At 47.3% G+C, this 18314-nt stretch carries 16 protein-coding genes and 4 tRNA genes; 3 read left to right on the top strand and 17 right to left on the bottom strand.

Going from position 1 to position 18314, the window contains the following annotated elements:
- Positions 1-34: 34 nt before the first annotated feature.
- Positions 35-985 carry a diguanylate cyclase domain-containing protein gene (locus XMD564_RS05995; RefSeq protein ID WP_173481407.1) on the top strand — a complete coding sequence of 317 codons (951 nt, stop codon included), beginning with the start codon at positions 35-37 and terminating at the stop codon, positions 983-985.
- A gap of 72 nt (positions 986-1057) precedes the next feature.
- Here the strand turns inward: XMD564_RS05995 and XMD564_RS05990 are convergent, their stop codons facing one another.
- The 14 genes from XMD564_RS05990 to XMD564_RS05925 form a co-directional block, all read right to left on the bottom strand.
- The gene (locus XMD564_RS05990) at positions 1058-1636 is read right to left on the bottom strand and encodes a response regulator (protein WP_173484598.1); all 579 of its coding nucleotides are present in this window, start codon (positions 1634-1636) and stop codon (positions 1058-1060) included.
- Positions 1637-1825: 189 nt separating this feature from the next.
- On the bottom strand, positions 1826-3127 hold the full coding sequence (locus XMD564_RS05985) for a sodium ion-translocating decarboxylase subunit beta (protein ID WP_173484597.1): 1302 nt from the start codon (positions 3125-3127) through the stop codon (positions 1826-1828).
- A gap of 17 nt (positions 3128-3144) precedes the next feature.
- On the bottom strand, positions 3145-4929 hold the full coding sequence (gene oadA / locus XMD564_RS05980; RefSeq protein ID WP_173507987.1) for a sodium-extruding oxaloacetate decarboxylase subunit alpha: 1785 nt from the start codon (positions 4927-4929) through the stop codon (positions 3145-3147).
- A gap of 39 nt (positions 4930-4968) precedes the next feature.
- Positions 4969-5202, bottom strand: a complete 234-nt coding sequence (locus tag XMD564_RS05975; RefSeq protein WP_173481411.1) for an OadG family protein — start codon at positions 5200-5202, stop codon at positions 4969-4971.
- 399 nt (positions 5203-5601) lie between these two features.
- Positions 5602-5678, bottom strand: a tRNA-Arg gene (locus tag XMD564_RS05970).
- A 23-nt stretch (positions 5679-5701) separates the two neighbouring features.
- Positions 5702-5778 (bottom strand) — tRNA-Arg (locus tag XMD564_RS05965).
- 51 nt (positions 5779-5829) lie between these two features.
- A tRNA-Arg gene (locus tag XMD564_RS05960) sits at positions 5830-5906 on the bottom strand.
- A gap of 10 nt (positions 5907-5916) precedes the next feature.
- Positions 5917-6006, bottom strand: a tRNA-Ser gene (locus tag XMD564_RS05955).
- A gap of 61 nt (positions 6007-6067) precedes the next feature.
- Entirely contained in the window at positions 6068-6259 is a 192-nt protein-coding gene (gene csrA / locus XMD564_RS05950; protein WP_173481412.1) for a carbon storage regulator CsrA, read from the bottom strand.
- A 75-nt stretch (positions 6260-6334) separates the two neighbouring features.
- Positions 6335-7570, bottom strand: coding sequence for an aspartate kinase (locus tag XMD564_RS05945; protein ID WP_173481413.1), 1236 nt, complete (start codon positions 7568-7570; stop codon positions 6335-6337).
- 30 nt (positions 7571-7600) lie between these two features.
- The gene (gene alaS / locus XMD564_RS05940) at positions 7601-10195 is read right to left on the bottom strand and encodes an alanine--tRNA ligase (protein WP_173508012.1); all 2595 of its coding nucleotides are present in this window, start codon (positions 10193-10195) and stop codon (positions 7601-7603) included.
- A gap of 165 nt (positions 10196-10360) precedes the next feature.
- Positions 10361-10849: a regulatory protein RecX gene (locus XMD564_RS05935; RefSeq protein WP_173495280.1), complete on the bottom strand. Its 489-nt coding sequence runs from the start codon at positions 10847-10849 to the stop codon at positions 10361-10363.
- Positions 10850-10887: 38 nt separating this feature from the next.
- Complete coding sequence (gene recA / locus XMD564_RS05930) at positions 10888-11934, bottom strand: recombinase RecA (protein WP_173483400.1); 1047 nt, start codon at positions 11932-11934, stop codon at positions 10888-10890.
- 98 nt (positions 11935-12032) lie between these two features.
- On the bottom strand, positions 12033-12503 hold the full coding sequence (locus XMD564_RS05925; RefSeq protein ID WP_173484594.1) for a CinA family protein: 471 nt from the start codon (positions 12501-12503) through the stop codon (positions 12033-12035).
- 149 nt (positions 12504-12652) lie between these two features.
- Here XMD564_RS05925 and mutS point away from each other — a divergent pair, with 149 nt between their 5' ends.
- Entirely contained in the window at positions 12653-15220 is a 2568-nt protein-coding gene (mutS, locus tag XMD564_RS05920) for a DNA mismatch repair protein MutS (protein ID WP_254445590.1), read from the top strand.
- Between the two features lie 44 nt (positions 15221-15264).
- The gene (gene fdxA, locus XMD564_RS05915; protein WP_173481434.1) at positions 15265-15588 is read left to right on the top strand and encodes a ferredoxin FdxA; all 324 of its coding nucleotides are present in this window, start codon (positions 15265-15267) and stop codon (positions 15586-15588) included.
- Here fdxA and rpoS read toward each other — a convergent pair whose 3' ends face one another.
- Genes rpoS through XMD564_RS05900 form a run of 3 tightly spaced genes read right to left on the bottom strand, consistent with a single transcriptional unit; the run spans position 15589 to position 18308 of the window.
- Positions 15589-16581 (bottom strand): RNA polymerase sigma factor RpoS, encoded by a 993-nt coding sequence (gene rpoS / locus XMD564_RS05910; protein WP_173481435.1) that lies wholly within the window; start codon positions 16579-16581, stop codon positions 15589-15591. It abuts the gene before it with no gap.
- A 52-nt stretch (positions 16582-16633) separates the two neighbouring features.
- Complete coding sequence (locus XMD564_RS05905; protein ID WP_217362076.1) at positions 16634-17359, bottom strand: peptidoglycan DD-metalloendopeptidase family protein; 726 nt, start codon at positions 17357-17359, stop codon at positions 16634-16636.
- A 4-nt stretch (positions 17360-17363) separates the two neighbouring features.
- On the bottom strand, positions 17364-18308 hold the full coding sequence (locus XMD564_RS05900) for a DUF368 domain-containing protein (RefSeq protein ID WP_217362077.1): 945 nt from the start codon (positions 18306-18308) through the stop codon (positions 17364-17366).
- Positions 18309-18314: the final 6 nt, after the last annotated feature.

Genomic DNA, 18314 nt, shown 5'->3' with positions numbered 1-18314 from the left:
TATGACATAAATGACCCGAAGGACAGTTGTACTGATGAGCTCTTTAGACAATAGCCGATACCTTGATCGGACCGAAGCCGCTAAGATTTTATGCGTGGATGATGAGGAGTCTGTCGTTAACTCGCTTCGCAGGGTGTTACGTTCAAGCCACTACGAAGTTATCGGTTTCACATCGGCACCGGAAGCCCTGAAGTACCTTGAGTCCAATGAAGTTGATCTGATTGTTTCTGACATGCGAATGCCTGAGATGAGAGGTGATGAATTCCTGGCAAAAACCATGTCGATCACACCCAATACGGTTCGTATTCTACTGACTGGTTATTCAGATTTTGATATGACGGTGAGTGCCATTAATGAAGGTAGAATTCACCGCTACATGTCCAAGCCCTGGGACAATAGTGAACTGCTTGCGATCATTAACGAAGAGCTCGTTCAAAAACAACGTGATGATGAGAAACGTAATTACGATGAGCTAGTGAAAAGCCTAACTGCGACTGATCCACTGACCGGTCTACTCAATAGAACGGCTCTGATGGAGCAAGTAGAGGCTCAAGCGATTGTTGGCACGGCCTTGCCAGGCGTTGCACCCTCCTACCTAATTCTCTTAGATGTAGATAATTTTAGCTCTATTGTTGAGTCTGTCGGGCCTCAAACCAGTGAGGACGTTTTAAAATTGGTCGGCAGACTATTAAGCTTTAATCTTCGCTCAGGCGATATCATTGCTCGTACCGAGGACGATGAGTTTGGCATCATGTTGAATCAGTATGCTCCCGAGGACTGTATTAACGGCATTATGGAACGGGTCAGAATGAAACTGGCCTCACGTAGCTATCTAGTGCGAAACCAGAAAGTCGACATACAAATCACTCTAGCAGCCAAGGCAATCGATATCGGTGATGACCCTGAAGAGCTCTATAAAGCAGCGAAAAAAGCGCTGAAATTCGCAAAATCCGAGGGAAAGAATCGCTCAGAAATCGCTGACTAAACGGCTAATGACAAAAAAAGCCCGCTAACAAACATTAGCGGGCTTTATTGTGGTTTGCTGTCTGAATAGCTGTTAAATATCTTCAGCTTTCGCCGCTGTTCCAACCAACTTATTGATCACTTCGACCAACTCATGATTATCAAACGGCTTATTCAAAATCGCATCGGCTCCCAAATCGATCGCCTTTTGGAGGGCTTCACTGCCCAATGCCGAGATGACCAATATTTTGGTTGAAGCTATTTCTGGAGTTTCGCGAACAAAACTCAGTACATCGTAACCACTTAGGCCCGGCATACTGAGATCCAAGGTCACCAGAATTGGGCGATCTTTCATCAGCTTGGTACCCGCTTGAAAACCATCAGCGGCCACCTCTGCGACCAAACCATGCTTACGTAACACTCGTTGTAATGCACGTGCGATGGCAGGCTCATCATCTACAACAAGAACCTTTCGACTATCTTCCTGCAGTTCAGCAGGAATCGGGATCTCATGCTCAACCAGAAAGGCTAAGAAGTCCTCTACGCGAACTCTGTTATTCCCTCGACCTGGAAGTTTAAAGCCCTTTAAAGCCCCTCGCTCGATCCAACGAATGACGGTTCGTAAATTAACGTCGCAAAGCTTAGCGATTTCACCTGTACTGAGCGTCTTCATTCTTCAATTCCTAAAGCGCAGATACTGCCTTTATACTGCGGGTCTATTTTCTTTCTCTATACACAGCATAGACGATAAAAAATAAAACGAAGTCACTTTTGTAAAAAAAGTTAGAGAATATTCAAAATTCACAATTGTCAGGTAACAAAAAAGCGCCCGAGGGCGCTTTTTATAATGGTTAATCAAAGATTAACCAACAAACTTAATCATGACACCTGCAGCAACCGCAGAGCCAATCACACCTGCTACGTTAGGGCCCATGGCATGCATCAGCAAGAAGTTTTGAGGGTTAGCCTCTAAACCGATCTTATTGGAAACACGAGCAGCCATAGGAACAGCAGAGACACCCGCTGAACCAATAAGTGGGTTGATTGCATTACCACCCTCAAGCTTATTCATCAGCTTAGCCATCAAGACACCTGCAGCTGTACCGATACCAAAAGCAACGATACCAAGGAGCAAAATGCCCAGTGTGTTCAAGTCCAGGAACTTATCAGCGCTCAACTTAGAGCCAACCGATAGACCTAGGAAGATCGTCACGATGTTGATTAGAGCATTCTGTGCTGTATCACTCAGACGGTCCACAACGCCACATTCACGCATCAGGTTACCGAAACAGAACATACCCAATAGTGGGGCTGCATCCGGAAGCAACAGTGCGACAAGAATCAACAGCGCTATCGGGAACATGATCTTCTCAGTCTTAGAGACATGACGAAGCTGGTGCATTGCGATCTTACGCTCCGATTCAGTCGTCAATGCACGCATGATTGGCGGTTGAATCATTGGCACTAGTGCCATGTATGAGTAGGCAGCTACAGCGATCGCACCCAGTAATTGAGGGGCAAGCATGCTGGCAACGTAAATAGCTGTTGGACCGTCAGCGCCACCTATGATACCGATTGCAGCTGCATCTTGAACTGTGAAGTCCATGATACCCATCGCTGAAAGACCCACAGCACCCAATACCGTTGCAAAGATGCCGAACTGAGCTGCAGCACCCAAGAATAGAGTCTTTGGATTAGCAAGGAGCGGACCAAAATCAGTCATCGCACCAACGCCCATAAAGATCAGTAGCGGAGCAACACCCGAAGCAATGGCTACAGAGTAGAAGTTATAGAGCATACCATTGCTGTAACCCGCGTCAGCAGCAACCATAGTGGCTGCATGATGCGTAGACGGATTAGAGCCGTGGTAAGCATGCAGTATCTCGTGAGGATCCACACTGGTAATATTCAATGAAGCAGCCAAACCCTGAAGCACTTCAGGTTTTGCAAAGTGAACCGCATTCTCTACTGCAGAAAACGCGAGTCCAGCCTCGGGAATATTCGCCATGATGCCACCAAAACCGATTGGCACAAGCAGCAGTGGCTCAAAGTTTTTGCGGATTGCCAAAAAGAGCAACAACAAACCAACAGCGATCATAGTTACCTGACCGGCTGAGATGTTGTAGATGCCCGAGGCTTCCCACAGTTGAAGGATCTTTTCCATTAAACCGTCACCTCAAATTAGGCAAGAGATACCAGAGAGTCGCCAACCTGAACGGCATCGCCCTCTTTAACGTCAACTGAAGTCACTGTACCAGCACGCGCTGCACGAACTTCTGTCTCCATCTTCATCGCTTCCAAGATAACAAGCACATCGCCCTCTTGAACCGCTTGACCAGCAGAGACCTGAACTTTCCAGATGTTACCGGCCAGTGGAGCTGGCACAGGCTCACCTGAACCTGCAGGCGCAGCGGCTGGAGCGGCAGGTGCTGCAGCAGCAGGAGCAACGGCTGTAATGTCACCACCTTCAGCCACTTGAACAACGTAGTTCTGGCCATTGACTGTGATTGTGTAAACTTCTGGTCCTGATTTCTTAGGTGCTGACATAGCTAGCGCATCCTCTAAAGTGGGTACTGGTTCAAACGCGTCTGGGTTACCGCGATTTTCAAGGAATTTAAGGCCGATCTGAGGGAACAGAGCGTAAGTAAGCACGTCATCAATTTCACGCTCACCCGTTTCTAGCTCAATACCCTTTTCAACTGCGATCTCTTTAAGCTCTGCAACAAGCTTATCCATCTCTGGCTCGATGAGATCAGCTGGACGGCAAGTGATAGCCTCTGCTCCATCAAGAACTTTGGCCTGAAGCTCAGCATTGTATGGCGCAGGAGCTGCACCGTACTCACCTTTAAGGATACCCTGAACTTCTTTAGATATAGTTTTGTAACGCTCGCCAACGAGTACATTGATAACCGCTTGAGTACCAACGATCTGTGATGTTGGTGTCACCAGTGGAATGTAACCAAGATCTTCACGTACTCGTGGGATCTCAGCCAACACTTCATCAAACTTATCCGCTGCGCCCTGCTCTTTAAGTTGACTCTCCATGTTGGTCAACATACCACCAGGAACCTGAGCCACTAGAATGCGGCTGTCAGTACCACGCAGTGAGCCTTCAAATTTAGCGTACTTCTTACGAACTTCACGGAAGTAGGCTGCAATCTCTTCGAGTGCTTCTAGGTTTAGACCGGTATCACGATCCGTACCTGCTAGAGCCGCTACTACAGACTCTGTTGCTGTATGACCGTAGGTCATCGACATTGAAGAGATCGCTGTATCAACACGATCAATGCCCGCTTCGACCGCTTTCAGGATGGTCATATCAGACAGACCTGCCGTTGCGTGAGCATGCAGCTGAACTTCAAGCCCCGTCTGAGCTTTCAGACGAGATACAAGATCAAACGCACCGTAAGGGGTCAAAATGCCTGACATATCTTTGATGTTGATTGAATCAGCACCCATGTCTTCAAGGGTCTTAGCGTAATCCACCCACATGTCGATGGTGTGAACTGGGCTAGTAGTGTAAGAGATCGTACCCTGAGCGTGCTTACCAGTCGCTTTAACGGCCGCAATCGCTTTCTCAAGGTTACGAGGGTCATTCATCGCATCGAAGATACGGAATACGTCGATACCGCTCTCTGCTGAACGCTCAACAAAACGCTCGACCACATCATCACCGTAGTGGCGGTAACCTAATAGGTTTTGACCGCGCAGTAGCATCTGCTGGCGAGTGTTTGGCATTGCTGCTTTAAGTTGGCGAATACGATCCCAAGGATCTTCACCTAGATAACGAATACATGAGTCAAAAGTGGCACCACCCCAACTCTCTAGCGACCAGTAGCCAATCTTATCTAGCTTCTCAGCAATAGGAAGCATGTCATCGAGGCGAAGACGAGTCGCAAACAATGATTGGTGCGCATCACGTAAAACTACATCCGTGATACCAAGAGGCTTATTTGCATCAGACATAAACTTAAGTTCTCTCTTGTTAAAAGGCAGTGCCTAAAATTACTTACGGTATTTATGAACCGCTGCCGACAATACAGCCAACAACTCATCATTGTTGCCTGCAGCTTGAGGCGCAGACGCTTTGGCTTTTGGCTCTACAATCGGTTCTGGCAAAAACTTGTTTACCAGCTTAGACATCAATGTAGTGACAATGACCAGCAGCGTAAGGAATACGAAAACGAACCCCATACCATAGACCATAAGGTTGAGGCCTTCTGATATCAGACTATTCATCTACTCTACTCCAATAAAAATAATTCAAAGGGCTTGGCATAATCCTTGGATCTATGCGCAAAGTAACCCCTACCCAACAGCATAGGGAACAGTTATCCCATAGCCCCGCAGCCATATCAAGCCCACTTTGTATGTAGTGAATTTACAAAAAAGGTCGTTTTTTTAACTTACCAGTCAACTTACGAATGAAGCTGCAGTATTTACGCACTCTGTAACGGCGTATAAGTGTTAGTTTCGGAATGACTTTCATTGCGACTAAAGAATGAGAAAGTCTCAATTTGTTTTAAGGTGGGTAGTGGAGATGGTGCCCTGCGCTTCAGTCGAACGAGCACGCTGACTCGGCTGGACAAGTCCAGATCAAAAAAAATGCCACCATAAAGGTGGCATTTCTTTTGAATATGGCGCGCCCGGCACGATTCGAACGTGCGACCGCCTGGTTCGTAGCCAGGTACTCTATCCAGCTGAGCTACGGGCGCTGAAGTATTGCGTGATTCTGAAATGGCGCGCCCGGCACGATTCGAACGTGCGACCGCCTGGTTCGTAGCCAGGTACTCTATCCAGCTGAGCTACGGGCGCTTATTTCAGATGTTGGTCGATGAAAACACTAAAGAAGTGAAAACTCAAGATTGGCGCGCCCGGCACGATTCGAACGTGCGACCGCCTGGTTCGTAGCCAGGTACTCTATCCAGCTGAGCTACGGGCGCTTAATCTTGATGGCGGAGCGAGAGGGATTCGAACCCTCGATACGCGTAAACGTATACACCCTTAGCAGGGGTGCGCCTTCAGCCACTCGGCCACCGCTCCTGATCAACGGCGCGTATAGTACAAGAGAGGTGACTAAAGTTAAACCCTAAAAGGGAAAAACTTACGACTTTCCGCTATTTTCCTGCTCTTTTTCATCCAAGATCCTTTGGTAGATCTCTTCACGATGAATGGAAACATCTTTTGGTGCATTCACACCGATTCGCACCTGATTACCTTTGACACCAAGAACAGTGACACTGATATTGTCACCAATCATTAGAGTTTCACCAACTCGCCTTGTCAGTATTAGCATCAGCTTCTCCTAAATCCATTTAAGATAGGCGACCAAGTGATCGCCATGTGCGAATCCAATTATGCTAGATAGCGATTATTCAGCGACGCTGTCTGCTTGATCGAGTTCAAACGCACTGTGCAGTGCACGAACCGCTAGCTCCATATACTTCTCTGAGATTACTACAGAGACCTTGATCTCGGAAGTTGAGATCATCTGAATATTGATATTCTCTTTAGCCAGGGTTGTGAACATATTGCTTGCAACGCCTGCGTGAGAACGCATACCCACACCCACGATAGAGACTTTAGCAATCTTATTGTCGCCTTTCACTTCACGCGCACCTAGCTCGTTAGCCGTCTCTTCAAGGATAACCAAGGCTTTATCGTAATCATTACGGTGTACTGTGAATGTAAAGTCGGTAGTCTGATCGGCTGCTACGTTTTGAACGATCATATCTACTTCGATATTGGCAGACGAGACAGGACCTAGGATACGTGATGCAATACCTGGAAGGTCAGGCACACCCAACACCGTCAGTTTTGCTTCGTCACGGTTAAACGCGATGCCTGAAATAATTGGATTTTCCACGCTATCAGTTTCCTCTGTAGTAATAAGTGTACCGCCACCATCTTGGAAGCTAGACAATACACGTAATGGAACATTGTATTTACCTGCAAATTCAACCGAGCGAATCTGCAAAACCTTTGAACCGAGACTGGCCATCTCTAGCATCTCTTCAAAGGTGATTTTATCGAGACGACGGGCACCTTCTACCACGCGCGGGTCTGTCGTGTAGACGCCGTCGACATCCGTATAGATCTGACACTCATCAGCTTTTAAAGCAGCCGCCAGAGCAACACCCGTTGTATCAGAACCACCGCGACCTAGGGTCGTGATATTGCCGTCATCATCCATGCCCTGGAAGCCGGCTACAACTATGACGTTACCTTCATCAAGATCTGAACGCATTTTGCTGGTATCGATGCTTTGGATACGCGCTTTGGTGTGTGAGCTATCAGTATGGATACGAACCTGACCGCCAGTGTAAGACTTCGCACCTAGACCACGCTTTTTCAGAGCCATAGAGAGCAGTGAAATCGTCACCTGCTCACCCGTTGATACCAAAACATCGTATTCACGTGGATCTGGATTATCAGTGATATCTTTAGCAAGACCGATAAGACGATTGGTCTCACCGCTCATTGCAGAGACAACCACGACAATGTCGTGACCCTGATCCTTAAATCGTTTTACTTTGTCAGCGACTGCTTCAATACGCTCTACTGAACCTACTGAGGTACCGCCATATTTTTGTACAAATAAAGCCATCTATCTCTATTTCCAATTAACGCTGCACGATTAAAGTGCAGCTCTAACTAATTCCGGTACCGCAGCAATCGCCTGAGGAAGAGCCGCTATATCGGTGCCACCGCCCTGAGCCATATCGGGTCGACCACCGCCTTTACCGCCAAGTTGAGTGGCAAGCTCACGAATCAGATCACCCGCTTTTACTTGACCAGTAAGATCTTTCGTCACACCCGCGACAAGGCTAACCTTTTCACCATCGTGTGCTGCAAGCACAACCACACCGCTACCCAACTTATTCTTAAGCTGATCCAGCATGTCGCGAAGTGATTTAGGGTCAACACCTTGAACTTCTGTTGCCAAAACCTTGATACCGTTGATCTCAACCGCCGACGAGAGCAGCTCACCACTCTGGGCAGCCGCCAGTTTTGCATTCAATCGTTCAATCTCTTTCTCAAGGGAACGGCTACGTTCGTTCAATGCTTGGAATTTCTCTAGCAGTGAATCTCGAGAACCTTTAACCATTACGCCGAGTTCACCCAGTAGTGACTCACTCTCTTCAAACCAGTTGAGAGCAGCAAGACCGGTAATCGCCTCGATACGACGCACGCCTGATGCAATACCCGACTCAGAGACAATCTTCATCATACCGATATCACCCGTACGAGAAGCATGAGTACCACCACAAAGCTCTACTGAGAAGTCGCCACCCATGGATAGAACACGTACTTCATCATCGTACTTTTCACCAAATAGGGCTTGAGCTCCGCGCTCCTTCGCAGCATCAATCGCCATGATTTCGGTTTCTACTGACGTATTTGCACGAATCTGTTCATTGACCATCTGTTCAACGGTTTTGAGCTCTTCGTCAGTAACCGCTTCAAAGTGTGAGAAGTCAAAACGGAGACGTTCATCATTACACAGCGAGCCTTTCTGCTGCACATGCTCTCCGAGCACGCGACGAAGCGCTTCATGTAAAAGGTGCGTAGCTGAGTGGTTAAGAGCCGCAGCTTGACGACGAGCTTTGTTAACCAGTGCGTTAACTTGGTCTCCGACCTTTAAAACGCCCTCAGTCACAGAGCCGTGATGGACATGGCTCTTACCCTCTTTTGTACAGTTTGCCACATCAAACGTACCGCGATCCCAAACCAGCTGACCAGTATCACCGACCTGACCACCCGATTCAGCGTAGAAAGGTGTACGAGTCATAACCACAAGACCGGACTCTCCAGCAGATAGCTCTGTGACTGATTCGCCCTCTTTGAAGATCGCTTCAATCTCAACACGATCTTCCAGAAGCTCATAACCAGAGAACTCGGTAACGCCATCGATCTCTAGCTTATCGTTGTAATCCACATTGAAAGATCCTGATGCACGAGCGCGCTCACGCTGATCAGCCATTGCTGCTTCAAAGCCTTCCATGTCAATGGTCAGTTCACGCTCGCGCGCAACGTCGGCGGTCAAGTCAACCGGGAAACCATAAGTGTCATAGAGTTTGAATACTGCTGAGCCAGGAACGACCGTACCCTGAAGATTTGCAATCTCCTCTTCAAGAAGTGCCAGTCCTTTGTCTAGGGTACGAGCAAACTGCTCCTCCTCTTTAAGAAGCACTCGCTCAACCTGTTCCTGCATTTTTGCAAGCTCAGGATAGGCTTCGCCCATCTCTTTAACTAGGGGCGCAACCAATTTGTAGAAGAAGGTTCCTTGAGCACCGAGTTTATTACCGTGACGAATGGCGCGGCGCATAATACGACGAAGAACATAGCCACGCCCTTCGTTTGAAGGCGTCACGCCATCAGTGATTAAGAATGAACATGAACGGATATGGTCAGCGATTACGCGAAGTGATTTGTTATCGCGATCCTTGGTACCAATTACTTCAGCTGTCGCTGCAAGTAGGTTTTGGAACAGATCAATTTCGTAGTTCGAATGAACGCCCTGCATAACGGCAGCAATACGTTCAAGACCCATACCGGTATCAATTGAAGGGCGCTCTAGCGGTGTCATTTCACCATCAGCAGAACGGTTGTACTGCATAAAGACAACGTTCCAGATCTCGATGTATCGATCCCCATCTTCCTCTGGGCTTCCTGGTGGGCCACCCCAAACATCAGGACCATGATCGAAGAAAATCTCTGTACATGGACCACAAGGACCTGTATCACCCATCGCCCAGAAGTTATCTTCATCAAGCTTAGAGAAACGCTCTGGGTCGATACCCATGGTCTCTTTCCAGATACGTTCTGCCTCATCATCACTGTGGTGAACGGTTACCCATAGACGCTCTTTTGGAAGACCCAAGGTTTCCGTTAAGAAGGTCCAAGCAAATAGAATGGCATCTTCTTTAAAGTAATCGCCAAAGCTGAAGTTACCCAACATTTCAAAGAAAGTGTGGTGACGAGCAGTGTAGCCTACGTTCTCTAGGTCATTGTGTTTACCACCGGCACGAACACAACGTTGCGAGGTTGTTGCTCGAGAGTAGTTGCGTTTATCGCTACCCAGGAATACGTCTTTAAACTGAACCATACCTGCGTTGGTGAAAAGCAGTGTGGCATCGTTGCCAGGGATCAGTGGGCTTGAAGAAACCACCTCATGTCCCTGACTAGCAAAATAGTCCAGAAATGCGTTTCGAATTTCAGCACTGGTCATCTTTTTCATAGAATCAGCCGAGTCTCTATCATCTTAAATTGACACCAAAATAGCCGTACCTAAATTGATACAGGTACAACCTTGGCAAAATAGCGGCTAAGTATATACAAACTAGAGTGAAACTCGTAGGGGGTAGTGCGGGGGAATTGACCAAATTAACGGTGATTAGTCGTAATCGGGATCACTATTTTGATAACGAAATGCGTATTCGATTTCACCATAGTTGAAACCACGTCCAGCCATATGTCTAAACCATTTTGCTTTCACTTTCATATCTTCAGGAGGCTCTTCACCAAATTTGCGTTTTAGATACTCAAGCGCGACCTGCTTGGGATCGTCTTTGCGACTATCTAATAACTCTTCGATTAATTGCTTAGAAATTCCTTTACGACTCAGATCGAAAGCTATTTTCTTACCACCTTGCCCCTGATCGGATTTCACTCGAATGTAGCTCTCTGCAAAGCGGCTATCAGATTGATACCCCTCTTCAACAAGGTAAGTTAACACCCTCTCTATGAGTTCAGGTTTTTCACATCTTTTTGCAAGACGCTCACGTAATTGACTCTGCGAATACTCTTGCCTAGCCAAATAACTGAAGGCAAAGGACCTTAGCTCGGATTCTGTTTCTATAGGTCTCTTTTGTCGTTTTTGCATAGAAATAAAAAAGGGGCCGAAGCCCCTCTATTCTGTGATTAAAATTCTAACTCTGCATTAGTTTCAGAACCTTCATCACCTTTTTCAGGCTTGGCTGGTACAGATAGCAACTCTTTACGAATTTGTGACTCAATTTCGTTAGCGATCTCTGGATTTTCTTCCAGGAACTTGGCTGCATTCGCTTTACCCTGCCCGATCTTATCGCCATTGTATGCGTACCAAGCACCACTCTTATCAATCAGCTTTTGCTGCACACCTAGGTCGATTACTTCGCCCATGTGATAGATACCTTTGCCGTACATAATCTGGAATTCTGCTTGGCGGAATGGCGGAGCAACTTTGTTTTTAACAACTTTTACACGAGTCTCGTTACCGATAATCTCATCACCCTGCTTTACCGCACCAGTTCGGCGAATATCCAAACGAACTGAAGAGTAAAACTTAAGCGCATTACCACCCGTAGTCGTTTCAGGGTTACCAAACATGACACCGATTTTCATTCGAATCTGGTTGATGAAGACTAGCAAACAACCTGACTGTTTAACGGTACCCGTCAGTTTACGAAGTGCTTGAGACATCAAGCGTGCTTGCAAACCGACGTGCGAATCACCCATATCACCTTCGATTTCAGCTTTAGGCGTCAATGCAGCAACCGAATCGACAATGATCACATCAACAGCGCCCGAGCGAGTTAGCATGTCGGTAATTTCAAGTGCTTGTTCACCTGTGTCCGGCTGAGAAACAAGAAGCGAGTCGACATCAACACCAAGTTTCTCAGCATAAATCGGATCTAAAGCGTGTTCAGCATCCACGAATGCACAAGTTTTACCCTGCTTTTGAGCTTCAGCTATCACTTGCAGGGTTAGTGTTGTTTTACCAGAGGACTCTGGACCGTAGATCTCTACAACACGTCCGTAAGGAAGACCGCCTATACCTAGGGCAATATCCAATCCTAGTGAGCCAGTTGAAACTGCAGGGATAGCCTCACGAGGCTGCTCACCCATGCGCATGACTGCGCCTTTACCGAACTGTCGTTCTATTTGTGAGAGTGCTGCGTCTAATGCTTTCTTACGATTCTGATCCATGAGAAATTCCTTGAGCTGTCTACTGGCTAACTACTGTATTAATAACCAGTATTAAAGCACAGGTAAAAAATATGTCAAACAGGAATACGAAAATAATTTCACAAACGCTCTAAGAGCCCCGTAATAGCTGCACTTATGGTCGCCTGCCGAATTACGGAACGATCTCCATCGAACTTAAAACAGCGCGCTTCTGACTGTTTATTAGGTATCTTCCAGGCAATCCATACAGTACCGACAGGCTTATCTTTACTACCACCAGTGGGACCAGCTATACCAGTCACAGCGACCGCCAAATCCACGCCCTCTTGATTTGCCGCCCCTTCAGCCATCGACTTAGCAACGGGCTCACTTACTGCACCCCACTGATCAATCAATTCGTTTGGAACACCCAATAAACGCTGCTTAGCTTCATTGGAGTAGGTAACTAGACCACTATCAAACCACTGTGATGAGCCCGATATATCAGTGAGCGCCTGAGCAATACCACCGCCGGTGCAAGACTCTGCCGTCGCCATCATTAATCGTGCATCAATCAGCTTTTTAGCCAACAGATCAATTTGCTTATTCATCACTCTTCACAGTCAAAGCTTTCATTAAAATTTATTGTTCTCGTCACTCGATAATCAAACAGATTCAAGTAGAATCTGATCTTTAGCTCGCTTTAATAATTGTAAATTTTATGTCCAATAGTCCACAAGATCTTTCCCAGCACACGCCAATGATGCAACAGTATTTACGCATCAAAGCCGATCACCCACATGAATTTCTGTTCTATCGCATGGGGGATTTTTATGAGCTTTTTTACGACGATGCTAAACGAGCTGCCGAGCTGTTGGACATTTCGCTAACTGCACGTGGCAAATCGGGCGGTGAGCCCATTCCAATGGCCGGAGTCCCTTTTCATTCAGCCGAGGGCTACGTCGCCAGGCTGGTTAGACTGGGTGAGTCCGTTGTCATCTGCGAGCAAGTAGGTGATCCAGCCACCAGCAAGGGGCCGGTTGAGCGTCAAGTTGCTCGAATCATCACACCTGGCACATTGACAGACGAGGCGTTTCTAGAGGAGCGTCGTGATAATCTTTTAGCCGCCATTTATGAACATAAAAATCGATATGGCCTAGCAGTACTGGACATTAGCGCAGGTCGCTTTCATGTCTCTGAACTCGACACTTCAGCATTCGCACACTCCGAAATCGAGCGACTAAAGCCTGCAGAGCTGCTTGTCTCAGATGAGCTTGCTGAGCAAGAGTGGATCCAGTCGCTTCGTGGTCTTGGCCTGAGGCGCCAGCCACCTTGGGCGTTTGAGATTGAGACCGCACATCGAATCCTAAACGAGCAATTCAAAACTCGAGACCTAGTGGGGTTTGGCTGTGATGGCATGTCACTTGCTGTTGCGGCGGCTGGCTGTTTAATGCAATACGCTAAAGATACTCAGCGAAGCGCTCTACCCCACATCAACAGTTTAATCGTAGATAAGGGTAACGAGGCGGTTCATATCGACGCCGCTACACGTAAAAATCTTGAGATCGATGTCAACCTCAATGGTGGTAGCGAGCAAACCCTGGTCTCTGTTTTAGATAGAACTAAGACACCTATGGCTGCCAGAATGCTGCGCCGATGGCTGCACAGACCCCTTCGTAATATCACTGCTCTACAAGAACGACAGCAAGCCATCCAATGGATGCTGGATCAGTTCCGTTTTGAAGCCTTTGACGATGTCATGCGCTCAATTGGCGATATAGAGCGAATTCTGTCACGTGTTGCTCTGCGCTCAGCTCGACCAAGGGATCTAGAGCGTCTCAAATTGGCACTGAATGCGCTACCAGACATCCAAGAATTACTGACAGATTGCGAAGGCAATCGACTCATCCACCTCAAACAGGCTGTCTCTTCCTTTCCGGATCTAGCCTCGCTTTTGAGCCGAGCTATTAAAGTGAATCCTCCCGTTGTCATTCGTGAAGGCGGTGTCATTGCCAGTGGCTACGATGCTGAGCTTGATGAGCTTCAGGGCCTGAGTGAAAACGCAGGTAGCTATCTAATTGACCTCGAGGAACGTGAACGAGTTCGCACAGGCATCGCCACACTTAAGGTTGGCTACAATCGCGTGCACGGCTACTTTATTGAGGTCGGTAAAGCCCAACAGTTTGAACCTCCAGTAGAGTATCAACGCCGTCAGACTCTTAAGAACGCAGAGCGTTTTATAACACCGGAACTTAAAGAGTTTGAGGATAAAGCACTTAGCGCGAAAAGCCGTGCATTGGCCCGCGAAAAAGCCCTCTATGATGAGCTGCTCGATCTACTTGCCGAACAGCTTACTCCTCTTCGTTCATCAGCCGAGGCACTGGCAGAGTTAGATTTGCTCCGCAACCTCGCTGAACGCGCCTCTACTTTGGAATACAGCTGCCCAGCTTTGATTAATTCGGCTAGTTTAAGGATTACTGAAGGTCGCCACCCTGTTGTTGAACAGGTGTTAGACACGCCCTTTGTCGCCAACAATGCCGAACTCAATTCAGAACGACAGATGCTGATGGTGACCGGTCCAAATATGGGTGGTAAATCCACCTATATGCGACAAATAGCCATCATTACCTTAATGGCTCAGATTGGCTCCTTTGTTCCGGCCAGCAGCGCGGAAATTGGCATCGTCGATCAAATCTTCACTCGAATGGGTAGCTCCGATGACCTGGCGGGCGGACGCTCTACCTTCATGGTTGAGATGACCGAAACGGCTAACATACTGCATAACGCAACAGAGCGCTCTTTAGTTCTAATGGATGAGGTAGGAAGAGGCACAAGCACCTTTGATGGCCTATCACTTGCATGGTCCGCAGCAGAGTATTTAGCTAAAGAGTGTAAAGCTTTGACGCTATTCGCAACCCACTATTTTGAACTGACACAACTATCAGAGCTTATTGACGGCGTCGTCAATGTGCACTTAACGGCTGTTGAACATAACGACCATATTGTCTTTATGCATGAGGTCCAAGAGGGGCCTGCAAGCCAGAGTTACGGTCTGCAAGTTGCTCAATTGGCAGGTGTACCTCGCTCAGTGATTCAAAGTGCCCGATCAAAACTGATTCAGCTCGAAGAGGGGAGCCAATCTCAACCTCTTACTTCAACCAGCCTCAAAACAGCTGGAGCGGCATCACCACAACAAAACGATCTCTTTATCGCTCCTATTCCATCTGAGAGCGACTTAAAGTTAAAAGCATTGGATCCTGACTCACTCACACCCAGAGAGGCATTGGACCTAATCTATGAGCTCAAACAGTTAGTTGAGAAATACTGATCCGCTTAATCTATACTCAATAGAAAGCTGATGGGAGGTAACACATGACGTTTATCGTGACCGAAAACTGTATCAAGTGTAAGTATACGGATTGTGTCGATGTGTGCCCCGTGGATTGTTTTTACGAAGGCCCCAATTTCTTAGTGATACATCCTGATGAGTGTATCGATTGCGCACTGTGCGAACCTGAATGCCCTGCTCAAGCTATTAAACATGAGGATGACCTTCTCCCACAGGAGGATATCTACTACAAACTCAATGCCGAACTGAGTGAGCAGTGGCCAAACATCCGTTACCGGAAGGCACCACTCTCTGATGCTGAAGAGTGGAATGGAAAAACCGACAAGCTAGCGTTACTAGAGCGTTAGCTACAGCCTAAACAGCGAATCGACGTTAAGACCATTCTCTAAACAGATCGCTCTAAGCTTTTTGAGTCCTTCCACCTGAATCTGTCGTACCCTTTCGCGAGTCAGGCCGATTTCATTACCCACCATTTCCAGGGTCTGAGCATCAAAACCACGCAAGCCGAAGCGTCGAGAGATAACCTCGCAATGTTTTTCTGGAAGCGTGCCTATCCAATATTCTAGATTCTTGTGAAGGTCTTCATCGGCGTTATGGTCATCGGGGGACTTAACATTTTCATCCGAAATGACTTCCGTTAGCGATCGACCATCCTCTGTTGCCACAATATCCAAAGACCCAACGCGTTGATTCAACCGCATAATCTTTTCAACATTCTCCAGAGGCTCATCTAGATGACGAGCCACATCTTCTGGGGTCGGCTCACGATCCAGTGTAAGAGAGAGCTCACGTGCAACGCGAAGATAGTTGTTCAACTCTTTAAGAATATGGATGGGTAGACGTATGGTTCGCGTCTGGTTCATGACCCCACGTTCAACCGCTTGGCGAATCCACCAAGTGGCATAGGTGGAAAAACGAAAGCCTTTTTCAGGGTCAAACTTTTCTACTGCACGAATAAGTCCAAGATTACCCTCTTCAACGAGATCCATCAGTGATAAGCCGCGATTTTGGTAACGACGCGCAATGTTAACCACCAACCTCAGATTAGCCTCGATCATTCGCGCACGGGATTTCATGCACCCCTCTTGTTGGATCGCTCTACCCAAAGATTTCTCTTCATCGGGCGTCAACAGCGAGGCAGCACCAATTTCATTGAGGTAGAGTTGGGTCGAGTCCAGCTGAACTGCTGAGATTAAATCTTCATGAGCGACACCGTCTTTACCACGACGAGAGTCGACGACTGTCTCATGCTCATTTTGATTATTATTCTGTTCGCCATCTAAAAGATCTAAATCATCTGACAACTCATCATTGAACTCAATCTTGCTGTCTGAATTCATACTGCACTCACTTCATCAAGCTATTGGGTGAGGGCTTGTTGAAACGTTCGGGCTATCGTTTGGGTAGATAGCGCAACGGATCAACCGGCTTACCGTCTTTTCGAATCTCAAAGTGAAGCATGGGAACCGTTGCTCCGCTGCTTCCAAGCTCAGCAATCACTTGCCCCGCTTTTACCTGCTGATTCTCTTTAACCAGAATTTTACTGTTGTGCGCATAGGCACTCAAAAACTCTTGGCTATGACTGATAATGACAAGATTTCCGTATCCTAGCAAACCGCTGCCGGCATATACCACCTGCCCAGGTGCTGCTGCTTTAACTGCATCACCCAGTTTGCCAGAGATATCCAAACCTTTATTGCCACCCTCTTTAGCTGAATACCTAGCAAGAATCTTGCCAGAATGTGGCCAACCCCAAGAAAAATTTGTCACGACTGGCGCAACTCTCTTTTTAGGTGATGGGGTTTTGTTGACTGATTGCTTAGCAACCGCTCTAGAGGGGGGCTTTGAAGGAGTAGCAACAGGGCTGCCTTGAGTTTTTAAAACCTGGCCGGCGTATATTAGATCTTTATCTTTAATGCCATTGATTGCGGCCAATCTTCTGTGATCGATCCCTAATTTAAAGGCGATACCAATCAAAGTATCACCCGATCGAACACGATACTCACCCGCACCGATGGTGGGTCGCTGAAGACCTAGTGACTGATCTGAAACTGGGGCATACCCTGTGCTGCAAGCAGAGAGAAGTAGCGCAAATGCAAGTAAAGCAGTGAGCCGCAAACAGTTAGCCTCTCGATGGCAGTCTATCGATTAACAGAACAACCGCTAAGCCAAACAGCATCAATAGAATGGCCAACACTAATTGAGATGGTTCACCCGTAAGATCTGTAAAGGCTGTTGGGGTAACATTCTGCTCCACGAGCGGCACCTGATGCCCTTTAGAGTTGATGGTGTAAGAGAGTGTGTACTTCCATGGCCACACCTTATTGAGTGAACCCAGCAAAAAACCTGACAACAGCGCTAAAGTCATTGAGCGATAATGATTGAAAGCCCAACTCAATACTCGAGAAAACGCCAATAAACCAGAGGCCGCACCAGCGGCAAACAGTGCGATAACAGCAAAATCAAACTCTTTAATCGCTGTCAGAATGGTCGTATACATCCCTAATAGAAGCAGAATAAAGCTACCTGAGATACCTGGAAGAATCATGGCACAGATGGCAATCATCCCTGCAAAAAAGACCATCAGCGCCGAATCAGGCACACTACTGGGCGACATGGAGGTCAACAAATAGGCCAACACCGCGCCAAGAACAAAGACGGACATCCGATTGGCGCACCAACCTGCAACATGACGAGCCACACTCCATGTTGACGCAAGAATCAAACCAAAGAAGAACGACCACAACAGAACCGGGTACTCGTCTAGGAGAAACAGAACCGTCTTCGCCAATAAGATGATACTGAGCGCGATACCGGCTACAAGGACCAACAAGAAGGTTCCGTTAACCTGTTTCCAGGCAGCCACTAAGCCTTTCTTAAAAAGAACATTCAGTGCTTTCAAATCGAAGCGACGAATCGAGTGAATGAGCTCTTCATAGATACCGGTAATGAAGGCAATAGTTCCACCTGAAACACCAGGAACAGCATCAGCCGCACCCATCAACATCCCTTTCAATAACAACTTAAAATATTGAAACGCTGTGCGCTGCTTATTTAAATGATCCATTGTCTA

Origin of the sequence: Marinobacterium sp. xm-d-564, from assembly GCF_013283345.1 — a bacterium.
Lineage (GTDB): Bacteria > Pseudomonadota > Gammaproteobacteria > Pseudomonadales > Balneatricaceae > Marinobacterium_E.
This window is presented reverse-complemented; position numbering and strand designations above follow the sequence as displayed.

Excerpts from the sequence above, each read along its gene's own strand:
- XMD564_RS05995 (WP_173481407.1), top strand. The coding sequence starts at position 35 with ATGAGCTCTTTAGACAATAGCCGATACCTTGATCGGACCGAAGCCGCT.
- XMD564_RS05990 (WP_173484598.1), bottom strand. The coding sequence starts at position 1,636 with ATGAAGACGCTCAGTACAGGTGAAATCGCTAAGCTTTGCGACGTTAAT.
- XMD564_RS05985 (WP_173484597.1), bottom strand. The coding sequence starts at position 3,127 with ATGGAAAAGATCCTTCAACTGTGGGAAGCCTCGGGCATCTACAACATC.
- oadA (WP_173507987.1), bottom strand. The coding sequence starts at position 4,929 with ATGTCTGATGCAAATAAGCCTCTTGGTATCACGGATGTAGTTTTACGT.
- XMD564_RS05975 (WP_173481411.1), bottom strand. The coding sequence starts at position 5,202 with ATGAATAGTCTGATATCAGAAGGCCTCAACCTTATGGTCTATGGTATG.
- csrA (WP_173481412.1), bottom strand. The coding sequence starts at position 6,259 with ATGCTAATACTGACAAGGCGAGTTGGTGAAACTCTAATGATTGGTGAC.
- XMD564_RS05945 (WP_173481413.1), bottom strand. The coding sequence starts at position 7,570 with ATGGCTTTATTTGTACAAAAATATGGCGGTACCTCAGTAGGTTCAGTA.
- alaS (WP_173508012.1), bottom strand. The coding sequence starts at position 10,195 with ATGACCAGTGCTGAAATTCGAAACGCATTTCTGGACTATTTTGCTAGT.
- XMD564_RS05935 (WP_173495280.1), bottom strand. The coding sequence starts at position 10,849 with ATGCAAAAACGACAAAAGAGACCTATAGAAACAGAATCCGAGCTAAGG.
- recA (WP_173483400.1), bottom strand. The coding sequence starts at position 11,934 with ATGGATCAGAATCGTAAGAAAGCATTAGACGCAGCACTCTCACAAATA.
- XMD564_RS05925 (WP_173484594.1), bottom strand. The coding sequence starts at position 12,503 with ATGAATAAGCAAATTGATCTGTTGGCTAAAAAGCTGATTGATGCACGA.
- mutS (WP_254445590.1), top strand. The coding sequence starts at position 12,653 with ATGATGCAACAGTATTTACGCATCAAAGCCGATCACCCACATGAATTT.
- fdxA (WP_173481434.1), top strand. The coding sequence starts at position 15,265 with ATGACGTTTATCGTGACCGAAAACTGTATCAAGTGTAAGTATACGGAT.
- rpoS (WP_173481435.1), bottom strand. The coding sequence starts at position 16,581 with ATGAATTCAGACAGCAAGATTGAGTTCAATGATGAGTTGTCAGATGAT.
- XMD564_RS05900 (WP_217362077.1), bottom strand. The coding sequence starts at position 18,308 with ATGGATCATTTAAATAAGCAGCGCACAGCGTTTCAATATTTTAAGTTG.